The organism is Pseudomonas sp. dw_612, assembly GCF_018449725.1.
Lineage (GTDB): Bacteria > Pseudomonadota > Gammaproteobacteria > Pseudomonadales > Pseudomonadaceae > Aquipseudomonas.
In genome coordinates, this window is record NZ_JAAVVC010000004.1 from 194,558 (window position 1) to 210,776 (window position 16,219).

Below are 16,219 nucleotides of genomic sequence, written 5' to 3' on the forward strand. Positions count from 1 at the left end.
ACAAAAGGATTGTGGACGTATTTGGCGGACTACGCCGAGGCAAAGAGGCAGCCTTCTTCGACTATCAGGCCTCCCAAGCCGGAGCGGTTGCCACACGCCTCGCGGTGGTAGCGCAGACTGCAGACCTTTACATCAGCATCCGTGGCCTGCAAGCACGCCTGGAAATTGCCCGAAAACAAGTAGACACGCGACAACAATTGCTCACCACCATCGAGCACCTGCACGCAAAAGGATTAGCTGCTGAACTACAGTTGAACCAGACCCAAGGGTCGCTGAATCAAGCACAGGCCACCGTGCCGGTACTGCAGGCTGGCCTTGCAGCTGCGATGAATGCGCTGGATGTCATGTTAGGCAAACCGCCGGGTACTTACAGCGCGCAATTGATTAAGTCAGCGCGCATCCCTGATGTGCCAAGTATCGCCGACACAGGCTCTCCGGCCGATCTACTGCGTCGGCGTCCAGACTTGATCGTCGCTGAGCGCCGACTGGCGGCATCGAATGCTCGCATCGGCGAAGCTAGCCGCATCTGATGGTAGAGCCCAGGCACAGACTGAATCGGTTCGCGCCGCAGTGGCCACATTCAAAGCGTTGGGCGGAGGCTGGCAGCGCGAAGATTTGCAAAACACCAGGAAAATACGGGATGGCGACCGCACGGAAGCCAAGGTCATCGTATTAGATCTTTAGACACCTGGATTGCTTGTAGCATCTTGGGGCTGGTTCTGAGTGTTTTCCAGGGTGGGCGCGGCAAAAATCAAAGAAAGACTTTTCTTTGGACGAAAAAAATGGACCTCTTTTCAGAGATCCATTTTTTAATGCTTGGAGCGGGAAACGAGACTCGAACTCGCGACCCCGACCTTGGCAAGGTCGTGCTCTACCAACTGAGCTATTCCCGCGTCTTGGTGTGGCGCATTCTATAGAATCCAGAAGCCCCGTCAACCCTTTGATTCAAAAAAGTTTTATTTCTTTTCTACGTCGGTCTTCAGATGTGGCCACGCAGCCCGCAGATATTGGACCATGGACCACAATGTCAGACCGGCGGACACCAGCAACAAGGCGTAACCCACCAGAACCCAGAACGTGAAGTCCGACGGATTGGCCAGCAGTATCACCAGTGCGAGCATCTGCGCGGCGGTTTTCCATTTACCCAGGTTCGACACAGCGACATGAGCGCGGGCGCCGAGTTCGGCCATCCACTCTCGCAACGCAGAGACGACGATCTCGCGACCAATAATGACCGCGGCCGGCAGCGTGAGCCACAGGTTGCCGTGTTCTTGCACCAGCAACACCAGTGCGACGGCGACCATCAACTTGTCGGCCACTGGATCGAGGAAAGCTCCAAATGGTGTGCTTTGTTCCAGACGGCGAGCCAGGTATCCGTCGAGCCAGTCAGTGGCAGCGGCGAATGCGAAGACCGAACTGGAGGCCAGGTAGCTCCATTGGTAAGGCAGGTAGAACAGTAAAATGAAGATCGGGATGAGCAGGACGCGTAGAACGGTAATCAGATTAGGGATATTCATCGGCACAACTGGCTACGAGGTGAGTTGGCATTCTACTCGCTGTGTAGATTTGCATAAATCGACTCAGCGAGCTTTTTACTGATCCCGGGTGCTTTGGCGATCTCTTCGATGCTGGCACGAGACAGCTCCTGCAATCCACCAAAATGTTTCAACAAATCGCGCCGACGTGTCGGCCCGACGCCCGCAACCCCCTCAAGCGTGGACGTGCGGCGGGTTTTGCCCCGCCGTGCCCGGTGCCCGGTAATGGCGAAACGGTGGGCTTCGTCGCGGATCTGCTGGATCAAATGCAACGCGGGGGAATCACCGCGCAACGTGAATTCGTGTGCTGCGTCATTCAGGTACAAGGTTTCAAAACCGGCCTTGCGCGTCGCGCCCTTGGCCACGCCCAACAAAATGAGGTCAGGCACCGCCAGCTCATTGAGTACGTCCCGGGCCATGGAGAGCTGCCCTTTGCCGCCGTCCACCAACAGGATGTCCGGCAACTTGCCCTCGCCGTCCTTAAGCTTGCTGAAACGACGGGTCAGGGCCTGATGCATCGCGGCATAATCATCGCCCGGCGTCACACCCTCGATGTTATAGCGACGGTAGTCCGACTTGATCGGGCCTTCCGGACCGAACACCACGCAGGACGCCACGGTGGCCTCGCCGCTGGAGTGACTGATGTCGTAACACTCGAGACGCTGAGGTGGCTCATCCAGGTTCAGCACTTCGGCCAGCGCATCGAAACGCGCTGCGACGTGCTGACGATTGGCCAACCGCGCGCCCAGCGCATGCTCGGCATTGGTGACCGCCAACTGCTGCCAGCGTGCGCGCGTACCGCGAACCCGATGACTGATGGACAATTCGCGACCGCGCAGCTCGTGGATGGCCTCGATCAGCACCGGGAAATCGTCGTGAACCACATTGACGATCAGCTCACTCGGCAAATCCCGTTCGGGACTGCTGATGAAGTACTGACCCAAAAACGCCGCCATGACTTCGGAAACGTCCTCTTCAATCCCCACTTGCGGGAAGAAGTTCTTGCTGCCCAGTACCCGGCCGCCACGCACGCTGATCAGGTGGACACAGGCGCCGCCCGGATTGACGAACGCGGCGATCACATCGATGTCGCCCGTCCCGCCTTCCATGCTTTGCTGGTCCTGGACCCGACGCAGCAAGGAAATCTGGTCGCGCAGCTCGGCCGCACGTTCAAACTCGAGGTTGATCGCCGCCTCTTCCATCCCGGCAGACAGTTCATCCGTCAGCGCATTGCTGCGCCCGTCGAGGAACATCACCGAATGGCGCACGTCCTCGGCATACACCTGCGGCTCTACCAGCCCGACGCACGGCGCCTTGCAGCGCTTGATCTGGTATTGCAGGCAAGGCCGCGTGCGGTTCTTGTAATAACTGTCTTCGCACTGACGAACAAAAAAGGTCTTTTGCAGCAGGCTCAGGCTTTCGCGAATGGCGCCCGCGCTTGGATAAGGCCCGAAATACTTGCCCTTGGCCTTTTTTGCGCCGCGGTGGATGCTCAGGCGTGGAAACTGGCCGTCCGAGAGGAAGACATAAGGATAGGATTTGTCGTCGCGTAGCAGAATGTTATAGGGCGGACGCCATTCCTTGATCAGCGTCTGCTCAAGCAACAGGGCTTCGGTTTCGTTGGCCGTGATCGTGGTTTCGACCTGAGCGATACGTCCCACCAGCGCGGCGGTCTTGGGCGCCAGACCGGTTTTGCGGAAGTAGCTTGCCAGGCGTTTCTTGAGATTCTTGGCCTTGCCGACGTAAAGCAGGCGCGCGTCGCTGTCGAACATGCGATAGACGCCGGGGCGTCCGCTCACTGTCGACAGAAATGCACTCGGATCGAAGACTTCAGTCATTTTCAGAGATTGGCATCAACCATGCCGTGACGAACCGCCAACAGTGTCAGCTCGACATCGCTGCTGATCGAAAGCTTCTCGAAAATGCGGTAACGGTAGGTATTCACGGTTTTCGGCGACAGGCAAAGTTTGTCGGAAATGATCTGGACCTTCTGACAGCCGACAATCATCAAGGCGATCTGGATCTCGCGCTCCGACAAGGCGTCAAAAGGAGAATCATTGGTCGGCTGGAACGACTTGATCGCCAGTTGCTGGGCAATCTGCGGGCTGATGTAGCGTTGCCCGGCAAATACCAAACGAATGGCCTGGACCATCTCCGGCAAACCTGCGCCCTTGGTCAGATAACCCGCCGCCCCGGCCTGCAACAGCCGTGTAGGAAACGGATCCTCCTCGCACACAGTGACCGCGACAACCTTGATGTCGGGATGACTGCGCAGCAATTTTCGCGTGGCTTCAAGACCGCCGATCCCGGGCATCTTGACGTCCATCAGAACCACATCGGGCTTCAACTCACGCGCCTTGAGCAGGGATTCCTCCCCTGACTCGGCCTGGCCGACTACTTGCAGGCCATCGATGTCAGCCAGCATTCGTGTAATGCCTGTACGAACGAGATCATGGTCATCGACTACTAGCACCCTAATCAAGCAGACACCTCGCGATATGGTCGTATTGGGTTGCCGAACACCTTAGCAAAAAGCAACTGACAGACCTAGCGGCAAGCGTCATATAAAAAGTTTCAATTCATCTTTCAACGCTTGCCCCCCGCGTGTTTCAGCGATGAGGGATATCGATTTCACGCTGCATTCTCAGGAAACACTCGTCTTCGCCGACCACCTCCAGCCCCCTTCGCCGATACAGCGCCTGCGCCGGATTATTTTTGAAGACGGTGAGGCGCAAAGCAGGTCGTCGTTCCGCCCGGGCCATGGCCCATACCTGATCGATCACCCAGGAACCGGCGCCCTGCCCCTGAAAGGCTGCAGCTACGTGCAGCTCGCGGATGTACAAGGCCCTGGCATCCCGACTCAGACTGACATAACCCACAGGCACGTCGCCTTGCATGATCAGCCAGTTTTCGCGCCCCGCCCAAGCCACGTCGAAAGCTTCATCCAGCCAAGGCAGTTCGTACTGAATGTAATAGGACAGCATGTTTTGACAGGTCAGGTCCCGAGCGAAATTCAGATCCAGGGATGTCGCCTGACGTAATTCGAACAGCATCAACGCTCCGAAATGGTCACTGTTGTTAGCGAAGCGCCGAGTGTGTCACACCCCTTCAGGTACTCAAGCGATAGAAAACGCCATTGATGCCCGATAGCATTTTCTGATTGAACCCGCCTACCGCCCTCTAGTAAGCTCGGCGCATTCATCGGAGACAGACCATGTTCAACGCCCTCTCAAAGCTTCGTACCGTCAGCGCCCTGCGCTCGGTGGCGGCTGCCCGGGCGAATGACGTTTGCGCTCCGGTCAGCTTTTATTTTGGGTATTGGTTTAGCCACTGGCGCGCCTGATACCCACACGGCGCCCACTTTAAACGGGTCGCCACCAGAGAATTCTCAACCCCCGGTCGGCTTCCCGACCGGGGGTTTTGTTTTTTCAGCCCCAACATTTTTAGCGACACCAGACAACTGAGGATTCACGCAATGAACTACGCCACTTATTACCGTCACGACAGTTTTACCGCCTGGCGATTTACCAGCCTCCGCTCGGGACAGCCTGCCACCTCCGATCGGTCACCCACAGGTGGCAAGCACACACACGCAGCCAATCCGGCCAATTGTCGAACACCCCAGTAGGGCCGAGTACGCGGGAATGAACCCGCTGCCAGCCCAGGAAGCCTGAATATGAACTCGTCCGTCTCTGCTTTGCCACTGTCCACCTTGAGCCCGGCCAATGAAGCGCTGACCCTGCGTCTGCCCAGCTCATTGCAACTCAAGCAGCAATTGCCACTGAGCAACGCGCTGACCCAGCAAGTCGCCGCCCACCGCCACGCGGTACGCGCGATCCTCAACGGTGAAGACTCCCGTCTGCTGGTCATCGTCGGCCCCTGCTCCATTCATGATCCCAAGTCTGCCCTCGAATACGCCGCCAACCTTGCCCGCCTGTCCGCTGAAGTCAGCGATGAAATGCTTCTGGTCATGCGCGCCTACGTCGAGAAGCCCCGCACCACCATTGGCTGGAAAGGCCTGGCCTACGACCCGCAACTCGACGGAAGCGATGACATGGCCGGTGGCCTGACCCTGTCTCGGGAACTGATGCGTGAAATGCTCCGCCTCGGCTTGCCGATTGCCACCGAACTGCTGCAACCGATGGCGGCCGGTTACTTCGATGACTTGCTCAGTTGGGTCGCCATCGGTGCGCGCACCACCGAATCGCAAATCCACCGGGAAATGGCCAGTGGCCTGAACATGCCAGTGGGCTTCAAGAACGGCACCGATGGCGGCGTCACCGTTGCCAGCGATGCCATGCGCTCGGCGGCTCACCCCCATCGACATTTCGGCGTCGATAGCCAGGGCCATCCTGCAATCATCCAGACACCGGGCAATCCGGATACCCATCTGGTATTGCGCGGCGGGCATCACGGGCCAAACTACGACCGCGACAGCGTCGCACGGATTAATCACGACCTGACCGAACTGAAGATCCCGGCACGGATCATGGTCGATTGCAGTCACGCCAACAGCGGTAAAGACCCGTTGCGTCAACCAGCCGTGTTCAACGACGTGCTTGAGCAACGCCTGCAAGGCGATCACTCGCTGATCGGCATGATGATCGAAAGTCACCTGTTCGAGGGCTGCCAGCCGTTGAGTTCATCCCTGCAGTACGGGGTATCGGTAACGGATGGCTGCCTCGGTTGGAGCGGGACCGAACAGTTACTGCGCAAGGCAACTGAGCGACTTCGAACTCAGCACCGCGCACAGCAGCCGGCATGACCAACGACCTTCCAGTCTTCAGCCGAAGACTGGAAGGCCTCGAAACGACTTACCCTTGCACCTGCACCAGTGCCACATCCGACAGCTGACTCACGTCATCCAGTCGTTCAACCGAATAACTGACACGAACCGTCGAATCCTGGTGCTCTCTCCAGAACCGGTAAGGCACAACAAACACCAGTGGCTCACCCGCCATCTCCCGGGATATGTCCCGCTCATCCCGATGACTGAAGTTGATGCCGTCGCACCTCAGGTACACCAACTCCCCCTCCTCGGTCCGGGCATCATCAATCACGACGGTGACACCATCAATCGAGTCCTGCAGATCCAGCCAGCCTTCATCAGCCTCCAGTATGACGGGGGCCAGCAGCGGCGCGCGCTCCAAAGGTCCGATGGACAATCGCGTCGGCTCCGAATAAAGCGGCGCCTGCCCATGCCGCTCGATGCAATACGTGATCGTCACCGATGACCCGAGGTCAGGCGCAATGAACTCGGGATTCACCCAGAACGAAAGCTCGTGCCCCACTGCAAAGGCTTCGATACTCAACCGGTCATTGAAACTTGTTTCTGGTGTAGCGCCTTCCCAGAACAGCTCCACCCGGTCACCCGCCGCCATCCTGGCATAGGGTCGAATCGTTATGCTCGCGCCCTCGATCACCCGGTCCGGGTCCAGCGCCCCGCCCACGGCATCATTCACAATCAACGGCAACGGCGACGGTTGGGTATCACCCACATTCAACTGCAGACGTCGAGACTGTACGGACTCGGGCAAAGAACGGCTGGTGAGTGTGTAGTAGAGCTCCAGCGAACCACCGTCCAACACGCCGATGTGAGTGCTGGCGACGATAAAGATAACCTCCTTGCCCACCTGGCCCTCGCTGACAAAACGCGAAACCTCGTGCAGATAGACCTGCCCCTCATCGTCGAGCCCCGACCAGTGCAGCACCAGCCTGTCTCCGCTCGCCATGCCCGGATAAGGCAAGACCTTGACCACCGCTTTTTGGCAGGCCGGATCGAGAACGGCGTTATCCGCCTGCGCCAACTGCGGAGCCGCTAGCGAAATTGCTCCTGCATCGACTTCATATGTGCTCATTCACTTACTCCATTCCTTGGAAATATGGGCCGTCCCGCAGGTCGGCGTCGAACAAGGCCTATTTAAACCTGTCGCGCTGCCCAGCGATGTCAGGTGATCACGTCAGATGGGCCGGGCAAATGCTGCCAATGAAGTAGGCCATTGGTGGGAATTGCTCTTGAGCGCATAAAAAGATGTCGATATGTTCCGACAGAAGCTTCGCCCAGATCCGAATTTTCATACCTTTTCTATACCGCTTTCCTTCGAATACAGCGGCTTTTTCATACATCGCCTGCCTACGGGAGTGTTTTAGAGTGGACCCCTGCTCACATCCACGAACTTCTGCGAAAAAGGCACGATCATGCAACGGAATGCAACAACTCAACACCCAATCTTGTTGGTACATGGGCTCTTCGGCTTCGACCGCATCGGCAAATATGAACTGTTCCATGACGTCAAGCAGTCCCTTAGAAGTCATGGGGCCAGAGTCTTCGTTCCCCACCTTTCAGCTACCCATAGCAATGAAGTGCGCGGCGATCAGTTGTTGACCCAGATTGAACGGGTACTGGAAGGCACCGGCGCCCGCCAGGTCAACCTGATCGGTCACAGTCAGGGCGCACTGGCCGCACGATACGCCGCCGCCGTCGCGCCGCAGCGGGTCGCGTCGGTGACGTCCGTCAGCGGCCCGAATCACGGCTCGGAACTGGCAGATTTTCTGCGAAAGGCCCTGACACCGGGGCGTTTACCAGAGCATGTGGCCAGAAAGGTCGCGACGCTGTTTGCTGATTTCCTGTCGCTGCTCAGCGGCAATCTTCACTTGCCGCAAAACGCAATTGCCGCACTCAACGCCCTGACGACCGAAGGCGTTGGCGCTTTCAACGACAAGTACCCTCAAGGTCTGCCAAAAAACTGGGGCGGCAAGGGTCGAGAGCTGGTCAATGGGGTGCGGTATTACTCCTGGAGCGGCACCCTGCAAGGGACCCTTCTCAATGAAGGGCTCGGTGCCCTCGACCCGACACACGCCTTTTGCCGGGCCTTCTCCGAGTATTTCATTACCGAGGCCGGGCAAAACGACGGGTTGGTCGGTCGATACAGCTCCCATCTGGGCAAAGTGATCCGCTCCGACTACCCAATGGACCACATGGACAGCCTCAGCCAGGCGACCGGGCGTGGCCGCAAAGGTGTGAACCCGATTGACTTGTACGTAGTGCACGCCGAGCGCTTGAGAAATGCCGGCCTGTAAACCTTTCCTTTATACGGATCCGCCATGGCCCGACCGGCTCCGGATGGAACTTTGAGAAGAAATAGGCCACTGAATCCGGTAGGCTCACCACTTTACTGAACATTGAATGGAGAATTTTCCCATGGCTAAAGCCACTGCCCGTCACATCCTTGTTGCCAGCGAAGCCAAGTGCAACGAACTCAAGGCCCAGATCGAGGGCGGCGCTGATTTCGCCGAAGTTGCAAAGGCCAACTCCACTTGCCCGTCCAGCCGTCAGGGCGGGGATCTGGGTTCGTTCGGTCCAGGCCAGATGGTCAAGGAATTCGACACCGTGGTCTTCAGCGCACCAATCAATGTCGTGCAAGGCCCGGTCAAGACCCAGTTCGGTTATCACCTGCTGGAAGTGACCAGCCGTCAGGACTGATCTGACGTGTGAACGTTCAATACAACGGCCCGCCTTTTGGTGGGCCGTTGTGTATTTGGTTACGTGATTCGGCTGGCGAGTGACGCGCCGCTAGCGTACAAATTGTGCTTATCGATCACCCGGCTCTAAGGCTGACAATGCGACTGCTTTTCCCCACTTTGATATTCACTGCCGTGGCCCTGCTGTTGAGCGCCGCAGGTGTGAATGCAGCACCGCAACACGCGTTGACCGTGTATGGCGAACCGGCGAAATATCCCGCTGGCTTCAGTCATTTCGCCTACACCAACCCGCAAGCCCCCAAGGGCGGCACGATGCGGCGCTCGGCCATCGAGATCGGGCATTTCGACCATGTCCTGCCCTACATCGACAAGGGCATCGGCGTTAACCAGATCGACGGCCTGCTTTATTCGCCCCTGGCCCAGCGTTCGCTGGATGAACCGTATACGGTGTACGGCCTGGTCGCGGAGAAGATGGAACGGTCTGACGACGGTCTGACCCTGCGCTTCTTCCTGAACCCCAAGGCGCGTTTTGCCGATGGCAAGCCGATCACCGCCGAGGACGTGCGCTACACCTTTGACCTGCTGATGACCCAGGGCAGCCTGCGTTATCGCACCCAGTTCGCTGATGTCAAAGGCACTGAAGTCGAGTCGCCCCTGACCATCCGGTTCGACTTCAAGAGCAATGAAAACCGCACTTTGCCCCTGGACATCGCGACCTTGCCGGTATTCCCCGAGCACTGGTGGAAGACCCGCGACTTCGCCAGCGGCGGCGGTTATGAACCACCACTGGGCAGCGGCCCGTACAGGGTCAGCAAGGTCGATTCCGGGCGCAGCATCACCTTCGAACGCAATGCCGACTGGTGGGGCAAGGACCTGCCGGTCAGCCGTGGCCTCTACAATTTCGATCATTTCAGCATCGAGTACTTCGGCGATACCGACGTTGCCCGCCAGGTATTGCGCGGAGGCGCCTACGACTACAACCGTGAGTTCTCCGCCACGGGTTACTCCATCGGCTACGAAAGCCCGGCCCTGAGCGACGGTCGCCTGCGAAAGGCGCACCTGGCCACCGACGCACCGCAAACGGCCCAGGGCTTCGTCTTCAACCTGCAAAACCCGATGTTCCAGGACCGTCGTGTGCGCCAGGCCCTCGCCATGCTCTGGGATTTCGAATGGAGCAACCGGCAGATGATGCGCGACCTGTACATCCGCCAGCAGAGCTTCTTTTCCAACACTGACCTCGCCGCGCGCAAGCTTCCGGATGCGGCGGAACGGGCGATTCTTGAACCGCTTCGCGGGCAGGTCCCCGACGAAGTTTTCACCCAGGTCTTTGAAGCACCCAAGACCGATGGCAGTGGTGTCATCCGCGACAAGCAGTTGCAAGCCCTGGACCTGCTCGAACAGGCCGGCTGGAAACCCGACGGCGACCAACTGGTGAATGCCCAGGGTGAGCCGCTGAGCTTTACCTTCCTCACCAGCCAGAACGGCATTGACCGATTGCTGCTGCCTTATAAACGCACGTTGAAGCAGATCGGCATCGACCTCAATATCCGGCGCATCGACTCGTCCCAGTACGTCAACCGCCTGATGTCTCGGGACTATGACATGGTCATCACCGGCTATCCGGTGACCACGTCTCCTGGCGGCGAGTTGATCAACTACTTCGGCTCGGCGTCGGCCAACGATCCCGGCGCCAACAATTACATGGCGCTGAAGAACCCGGCAGTCGATACGCTGATCAACGGTCTGATCCGCGCGAACACCCAAGCCGATATGCTGCGCTACGCCCATGCCCTGGACCGGGTGCTGCAATGGAACTACTACTGGATTCCCAACTACTACCCACCTGGCAGTTCGACTGTGTGGTGGAACCGTTTCGGTATTCCCAATGTGCAAGCGAGCAATGACGAAGCCATCGAAAGTTGGTGGGAAGTGAGTTCCACGCCCCTGACCAATGAACAGATGACCGCCGAACTGATCAAGCGCGGCAAATCCGGAGGGCCGCGCTGATGTGGGCTTACATACTGCGGCGTTTGCTGCTGATCATTCCGACGCTGGTGATCATTCTGCTGGTCAACTTCGTCATTGTGCAGGCAGCGCCCGGCGGTCCGGTGGAACAGGCAATCGCGCACCTGCAAGGCATCGGCGGCGCCACGGTCGGCGTCAGTTCCGGTGAGACGATGCACGGCAGTTCCCGGGCCAGCCGTGGCCTCGACCCGCAACTGATCAAAGAGATCGAAAAACAATACGGCTTCGATAAACCGGCGCCGGAACGCCTGTGGCTGATGCTTAAAAGCTACGCGCGGCTGGACTTCGGCAAGAGTTTCTTCCGCGGCGCCACGGTCACCGACCTGATCCTGGAAAAAATGCCGGTGACCATTTCCCTCGGGCTCTGGGCGACGCTGATCACTTACCTGGTGTCGATCCCCTTGGGCATTCGCAAAGCGGTGCATCACGGCAGTCACTTCGATATCTGGAGCAGCACCGCCATCATCATCGGTTACGCCATGCCGGCGTTCCTGTTCGCGATGTTCCTGATCGTGGTGTTTGCCGGTGGCACGTCGCTGAACTGGTTCCCGGTGCGCGGGCTGGTGTCGGACAACTTCGAGTCGCTGTCGACCGTGGGCAAAATCGCCGATTACTTCTGGCACTTGGTATTGCCAGTCACCGCGCTGGTGATTGGCGGATTCGCCACCCTGACCATCCTGACCAAAAATTCCTTCCTCAATGAAATCACCCGCCAATACGTGGTCACGGCCCGAGCCAAAGGCTTGAGCGAGCGCCGGGTGCTGTACGGCCATGTGTTTCGCAACGCGATGTTGCTGGTGGTGTCGGGGATTCCCCAGGCTTTCATCAGCGTGTTCTTCGCCGGTTCCTTGTTGATCGAGGTGATCTTCTCCCTCGATGGTCTCGGTCGCATGAGTTACGAAGCCGCCGTGTCACGGGACTATCCAGTGGTGTTCGGCTCGCTGTTCATCTTCACTTTGTTCGGGCTCCTGATAAAACTGGTCGGCGACCTCTGCTACACCCTCGTCGACCCGCGTATCGACTTCGCCGCGAGGAATGCCTGATGTTCAAGCTTTCGCCGCTGGGCCGTCGCCGCTTCGCACGCTTCAAGAAAAACCGCCGGGGTTGGTGGTCGCTGTGGCTGTTTATCGGGTTGTTCCTTTTGACCCTCGGCGGCGAACTGATCGCCAACGACAAGCCTTTGATCGTCAGTTACGAAGGCTCGCTGTACTTCCCGGCGTTCAAGCGCCATACCGAGCAGGAGTTTGGCGGACAACTACCGTTCCAGGCCGATTACCGCAGCGACTATGTGCAGAAGCTGATCAAGAAGGATGGCGGCTGGTTGCTGTTCCCGCCGATCCCGTTCAGCGACGACACCCCCAATTACGACCTGAACAAACCGGCGCCGAGCCCGCCGTCGAAGGTCAACTGGTTGGGCACCGACGACCAGTCGCGAGATGTGCTGGCCCGCGTCATTTTCGGCGCACGGGTGTCGATTCTGTTTGCCTTGATGCTGACCTTCGTCAGTGCGTTGATAGGCATTGCCGCCGGCGCGCTGCAAGGCTATTACGGTGGCTGGGTTGACTTGCTCGGCCAGCGTTTGCTGGAAGTCTGGTCGGGGCTGCCGGTGCTCTACCTGCTGATCATTCTGTCGGGCTTCGTCGAGCCGAATTTCTGGTGGTTGCTGGGAATCATGGCGCTGTTTTCCTGGCTGGCCCTGGTGGACGTGGTGCGCGCCGAATTCCTGCGTGGACGCAACCTGGAATACGTCAAGGCCGCCCGAGCCCTTGGCCTGAGCGACCGTAAAGTGATCGTCCGTCACATCCTGCCGAATGCCATGAATGCGACCTTGAGTTATCTGCCATTTATCCTGACCGGGGCGATTTCCACCCTCACCGCCCTGGACTTCCTCGGCTTCGGCATGCCGGCCGGCAGTGCATCCCTGGGTGAATTGATCGGTCAGGGCAAGCAAAACCTGCAAGCGCCGTGGCTGGGGTTGACGGCGTTTTTCACCCTGGCGCTGATTCTTTCTTTACTGGTGTTCATCGGCGAGGCGTTGCGCGATGCCTTTGACCCACGTTCATGAAGCGGACCATTGATATGAGTGACAACCTGATCGAAATCCGTGACCTCAGCGTGGCCTTCAGCGGCCAGACCGTGGTGCGCAACCTGTGCCTGGACATCCGTCCCGGCGAATGCCTGGCACTGGTCGGCGAATCGGGCTCGGGCAAATCGGTGACGGCGCACTCGATACTGCAATTGCTGCCCGAAGAAGGCACTGAAACCCGTGGCAGCATTCGTTATCACGGTCAGGAGCTGGTCGGTGCCGATGCGAAGGTGTTGCGTCAGTTGCGCGGCAACCGGATCGCGATGATCTTCCAGGAACCGATGACCTCGCTGAATCCGCTGCACAGCATTGAAAAACAGATCGGCGAAACCCTGCTGATCCATAAAGGGCTCGCGGGCAAAGCCGCACAGGCGCGAATTCTCGAACTGCTGGAACTGGTGGGCATCAAGAAACCCAAGGAACGGCTCAAGGCTTACCCGCATCAATTGTCCGGTGGTCAGCGGCAACGGGTGATGATCGCCATGGCCCTGGCTTGTGAACCGGAGTTGCTGATCGCCGACGAACCGACCACCGCGCTGGACGTGACGGTGCAGCGCAAGATCTTGTTGCTGCTCAAGTCCCTGCAACAACGGCTCGGCATGTCGCTGTTGCTGATCAGTCATGACCTGAATCTGGTGCGCAGCATTGCCCAGCGTGTGTGCGTGATGAAGGCCGGGGAAATCGTCGAGCAGGCCCCTTGCGAGACGTTGTTCACCGAGCCGAAGCATCCTTACAGCTGCGTGCTGCTGAACGCCGAGCCGGACGGCGAAGCCCTGCCCCGGGACGAACGCGAGAAGGTGCTGGAAGTCGACAACCTGCAGGTCAAGTTCGCCCTTGGCGGCGGTCTGTTCCAGCGCAAGACGTACTTGCATGCGGTGGATGGCATCAGCCTGAATGTCCAGCGTGGCAAGACGCTGGGCATCGTTGGTGAGTCCGGCTCGGGCAAGTCCACCTTGGGTCAGGCGATCCTGCGCTTGCTCGACTCCGAAGGCAGCATTCGCTTTCAGGGCGAAGCGCTGGACGGTCTGACGCAAAAGCAACTACGACCGTGGCGCAAGAAAATGCAGGTGGTGTTCCAGGACCCCTTCGGCAGCCTGAGCCCACGCATGTCCGTGGCGCAGATCATCAGCGAGGGCCTTGAAGTTCATAGCCAGTTGACCGCCGAGGAATGCAAGGCTGAAGTGATTCGAGCACTGGTCGAAGTCGGCCTCGACCCGCAAAGCCGTCACCGTTATCCCCATGAATTTTCCGGCGGCCAGCGACAGCGTATAGCCATCGCCCGGGCCCTGGTGCTCAAGCCGGCGCTGATTCTGCTGGACGAACCGACCTCGGCCCTGGACCGCACCGTGCAAAAACAAGTGGTCGCCCTGCTCCGGGATCTCCAGGAAAAACACGGCCTGACCTACCTGTTTATCAGCCATGATCTGGCGGTGGTGCGCGCCCTGGCCCATGACATGATCGTGATCAAGGACGGCAAAGTGGTGGAAAGCGGTGCGAGCCACGACGTGTTTGACTCGCCGCAGCATCCGTATACCAAGGAGCTGTTGGCGGCGGCGCATCCGGCGTAGGCCTTTGAACCGAGGCTTGCCCGCGAAAGGGCCCTGACAGACAACACACATTCCGGACATAACCCACATGAACACCACCGAAAGCCTCAAGGACTACCAGCGCGTTCGCATGCTGGCGATCCGTTCGTTGTTCGAGATCATCGAGCAGTCGAGCGAAGGCACGGTGATTGTCGACCGTGACGCCAATATCGTCTGGATGAACGAACGCTACGCCCGGCGCTTCGGCCTGGAATCGGCGCAAGTCGCGATCGGCAAGGCCTGTGAAAGCGTGATCCCCGGCAGTCTGCTGCGCGAAGTGGTACGCACCGGCCGGCCGATCCTGCTGGATATGCAGGACACGCCCAAGGAACCGCTGGTGGTGATGCGCCTGCCGATTCATGACGACGCCGGCGCGGTGATTGGCGCCATCGGTTTTGCCCTGTTCGATGAATTGCACAGCCTTTCGCCGATGCTCAAGCGCTACCTGAGCATGCAGGAAGAACTGGCCTCGACCCGTTCCCTGCTGCGCGCGCGGCAGACCAAGTACAACTTCGCCCACTTCATCGGCACCAGCGCTGCCAGCCTGGAAGTCAAACGCCGGGCCCGACGCAGCGCGAGTGCCGAATCCCCGGTCCTGCTGCTCGGTGAAACAGGCACCGGCAAAGAACTATTGGCCCAGGCGATCCATGGTGCTTCGCCCCGGGCGCACAAGGCGTTTGTCAGCATCAACAGTGCGGCGATTCCCGAGTCATTGCTGGAAGCGGAGTTCTTCGGCACCGCGCCCGGCGCGTTTACCGGCGCGGATCGCAAAGGCCGGGTCGGCAAGTTGCAGATTGCCCAGGGTGGCACGCTGTTTCTCGATGAGATCGGCGACATGCCCCTGCCCCTGCAAAGCAAGTTGCTGCGGGTGTTGCAGGAAAAGGAGTTCGAACCGGTGGGCTCCAATGAGGTGATCCAGAGCGATGTGCGGGTGATTGCCGCCACCTCCACGGACCTGGAAGCGGCGATCAAACGTGGCGAGTTTCGCGCGGACCTGTACTACCGCCTCAACGTCCTGCCGATACAGGTTCCACCGCTACGCGACCGGCTCGACGATATCCCGGCCCTCAGCGAGGCGATCCTTGAAGAGCTGCGCAGTCAGCACGAATTGAACCGCGAAGCCCTGGCGCTACTCGGCCAACACGCCTGGCCGGGGAACATTCGCGAACTGCGCAACGTGCTGGAGCGCGCGGCGCTGCTCAGTGATGACTTGATGTTGAACCCGGCGGACATTCGCGCGGCGATTGGCACGTTTACGCCGGTTGAGCGGGAGCCCCATCAGACGATTGAATCGGTGGATCATGAGACATTCAGTCAAGCTCGGGAGCGGTTTGACCGGCAGTTGATTGAGTCTGCCCTCGCGCAATGCGGGGGCAAGGTGATTGAGGCAGCAGCGCGGCTGGGGCTCGGACGGTCGACTTTGTATAAGAAGATGGTGGCGTTGGGGATTGCAGAGTCTCCATAAAGAGATATTAATCTCTATCGGTAGATATGGCCTCTTCGCG

Annotated in this window: 14 protein-coding genes, 1 tRNA gene and 1 pseudogene; 9 read left to right on the forward strand and 7 right to left on the reverse strand. The window is 58.9% G+C overall.

Annotated features, from left to right (window positions below; translation table 11 throughout):
• Positions 1-11: 11 nt before the first annotated feature.
• Positions 12-684, forward strand: a pseudogene (locus HB680_RS08545) (TolC family protein); the annotation flags it as partial.
• 133 nt (positions 685-817) lie between these two features.
• On the opposite strand, the gene HB680_RS08550 reads toward HB680_RS08545, so the two are convergent.
• From HB680_RS08550 to HB680_RS08570, 5 genes are all read right to left on the reverse strand, one after another.
• Positions 818-893, reverse strand: a tRNA-Gly gene (locus HB680_RS08550).
• 63 nt (positions 894-956) lie between these two features.
• Complete coding sequence (gene pgsA, locus HB680_RS08555; RefSeq protein WP_054046593.1) at positions 957-1,517, reverse strand: CDP-diacylglycerol--glycerol-3-phosphate 3-phosphatidyltransferase; 561 nt, start codon at positions 1,515-1,517, stop codon at positions 957-959.
• A gap of 32 nt (positions 1,518-1,549) precedes the next feature.
• Positions 1,550-3,373: an excinuclease ABC subunit UvrC gene (gene uvrC, locus HB680_RS08560; RefSeq protein WP_213938072.1), complete on the reverse strand. Its 1,824-nt coding sequence runs from the start codon at positions 3,371-3,373 to the stop codon at positions 1,550-1,552.
• 2 nt (positions 3,374-3,375) lie between these two features.
• Positions 3,376-4,017 (reverse strand): UvrY/SirA/GacA family response regulator transcription factor, encoded by a 642-nt coding sequence (uvrY, locus tag HB680_RS08565; protein ID WP_082356623.1) that lies wholly within the window; start codon positions 4,015-4,017, stop codon positions 3,376-3,378.
• Between the two features lie 127 nt (positions 4,018-4,144).
• Complete coding sequence (locus HB680_RS08570) at positions 4,145-4,588, reverse strand: GNAT family N-acetyltransferase (protein ID WP_213938073.1); 444 nt, start codon at positions 4,586-4,588, stop codon at positions 4,145-4,147.
• Positions 4,589-5,211: 623 nt separating this feature from the next.
• On the opposite strand from HB680_RS08570, the gene HB680_RS08575 reads away from it, so the two are divergent.
• A complete protein-coding gene (locus HB680_RS08575) occupies positions 5,212-6,300 on the forward strand; it encodes a 3-deoxy-7-phosphoheptulonate synthase (RefSeq protein WP_213938074.1) in 1,089 nt (362 codons plus the stop codon).
• Between the two features lie 49 nt (positions 6,301-6,349).
• Here the strand turns inward: HB680_RS08575 and HB680_RS08580 are convergent, their stop codons facing one another.
• Both HB680_RS08580 and HB680_RS08585 read right to left on the reverse strand, forming a co-directional pair.
• Positions 6,350-7,393, reverse strand: coding sequence for a hypothetical protein (locus tag HB680_RS08580; protein WP_213938075.1), 1,044 nt, complete (start codon positions 7,391-7,393; stop codon positions 6,350-6,352).
• Between the two features lie 97 nt (positions 7,394-7,490).
• Positions 7,491-7,823: a hypothetical protein gene (locus HB680_RS08585; RefSeq protein WP_213938248.1), complete on the reverse strand. Its 333-nt coding sequence runs from the start codon at positions 7,821-7,823 to the stop codon at positions 7,491-7,493.
• Between HB680_RS08585 and HB680_RS08590 the strand changes: the two genes are divergently transcribed.
• The 7 genes from HB680_RS08590 (at position 7,734) to HB680_RS08620 (ending at position 16,179) form a co-directional block, all read left to right on the forward strand.
• On the forward strand, positions 7,734-8,615 hold the full coding sequence (locus HB680_RS08590; RefSeq protein ID WP_213938076.1) for a triacylglycerol lipase: 882 nt from the start codon (positions 7,734-7,736) through the stop codon (positions 8,613-8,615). The two genes, HB680_RS08585 and HB680_RS08590, sit on opposite strands and share 90 nt — an antisense overlap.
• 121 nt (positions 8,616-8,736) lie before the next feature.
• The gene (locus HB680_RS08595) at positions 8,737-9,018 is read left to right on the forward strand and encodes a peptidylprolyl isomerase (RefSeq protein ID WP_008150918.1); all 282 of its coding nucleotides are present in this window, start codon (positions 8,737-8,739) and stop codon (positions 9,016-9,018) included.
• Positions 9,019-9,155: 137 nt separating this feature from the next.
• Entirely contained in the window at positions 9,156-11,024 is a 1,869-nt protein-coding gene (locus tag HB680_RS08600; RefSeq protein ID WP_213938077.1) for an extracellular solute-binding protein, read from the forward strand.
• Positions 11,024-12,085, forward strand: a complete 1,062-nt coding sequence (locus HB680_RS08605) for a microcin C ABC transporter permease YejB (RefSeq protein WP_213938078.1) — start codon at positions 11,024-11,026, stop codon at positions 12,083-12,085. Before HB680_RS08600 ends, HB680_RS08605 begins: the two co-directional genes overlap by 1 nt.
• Positions 12,085-13,107 (forward strand): ABC transporter permease, encoded by a 1,023-nt coding sequence (locus HB680_RS08610; RefSeq protein WP_213938079.1) that lies wholly within the window; start codon positions 12,085-12,087, stop codon positions 13,105-13,107. Before HB680_RS08605 ends, HB680_RS08610 begins: the two co-directional genes overlap by 1 nt.
• Before the next feature lie 14 nt (positions 13,108-13,121).
• Entirely contained in the window at positions 13,122-14,696 is a 1,575-nt protein-coding gene (locus tag HB680_RS08615) for an ABC transporter ATP-binding protein (RefSeq protein ID WP_213938080.1), read from the forward strand.
• 67 nt (positions 14,697-14,763) lie between these two features.
• Positions 14,764-16,179 carry a sigma 54-interacting transcriptional regulator gene (locus HB680_RS08620; protein ID WP_213938081.1) on the forward strand — a complete coding sequence of 472 codons (1,416 nt, stop codon included), beginning with the start codon at positions 14,764-14,766 and terminating at the stop codon, positions 16,177-16,179.
• Positions 16,180-16,219: the final 40 nt, after the last annotated feature.

Bases quoted from the DNA above. Each gene is read 5' to 3' on its own strand.
- HB680_RS08620 (WP_213938081.1), top strand. From the start codon at position 14,764: ATGAACACCACCGAAAGCCTCAAGGACTACCAGCGCGTTCGCATGCTG.
- HB680_RS08595 (WP_008150918.1), top strand. From the start codon at position 8,737: ATGGCTAAAGCCACTGCCCGTCACATCCTTGTTGCCAGCGAAGCCAAG.
- pgsA (WP_054046593.1), bottom strand. From the start codon at position 1,517: ATGAATATCCCTAATCTGATTACCGTTCTACGCGTCCTGCTCATCCCG.
- HB680_RS08580 (WP_213938075.1), bottom strand. From the start codon at position 7,393: ATGAGCACATATGAAGTCGATGCAGGAGCAATTTCGCTAGCGGCTCCG.
- HB680_RS08570 (WP_213938073.1), bottom strand. From the start codon at position 4,588: ATGCTGTTCGAATTACGTCAGGCGACATCCCTGGATCTGAATTTCGCT.
- HB680_RS08610 (WP_213938079.1), top strand. From the start codon at position 12,085: ATGTTCAAGCTTTCGCCGCTGGGCCGTCGCCGCTTCGCACGCTTCAAG.
- HB680_RS08575 (WP_213938074.1), top strand. From the start codon at position 5,212: ATGAACTCGTCCGTCTCTGCTTTGCCACTGTCCACCTTGAGCCCGGCC.
- HB680_RS08590 (WP_213938076.1), top strand. From the start codon at position 7,734: ATGCAACGGAATGCAACAACTCAACACCCAATCTTGTTGGTACATGGG.
- HB680_RS08605 (WP_213938078.1), top strand. From the start codon at position 11,024: ATGTGGGCTTACATACTGCGGCGTTTGCTGCTGATCATTCCGACGCTG.
- uvrC (WP_213938072.1), bottom strand. From the start codon at position 3,373: ATGACTGAAGTCTTCGATCCGAGTGCATTTCTGTCGACAGTGAGCGGA.
- HB680_RS08585 (WP_213938248.1), bottom strand. From the start codon at position 7,823: ATGGAACAGTTCATATTTGCCGATGCGGTCGAAGCCGAAGAGCCCATG.
- HB680_RS08615 (WP_213938080.1), top strand. From the start codon at position 13,122: ATGAGTGACAACCTGATCGAAATCCGTGACCTCAGCGTGGCCTTCAGC.
- HB680_RS08600 (WP_213938077.1), top strand. From the start codon at position 9,156: ATGCGACTGCTTTTCCCCACTTTGATATTCACTGCCGTGGCCCTGCTG.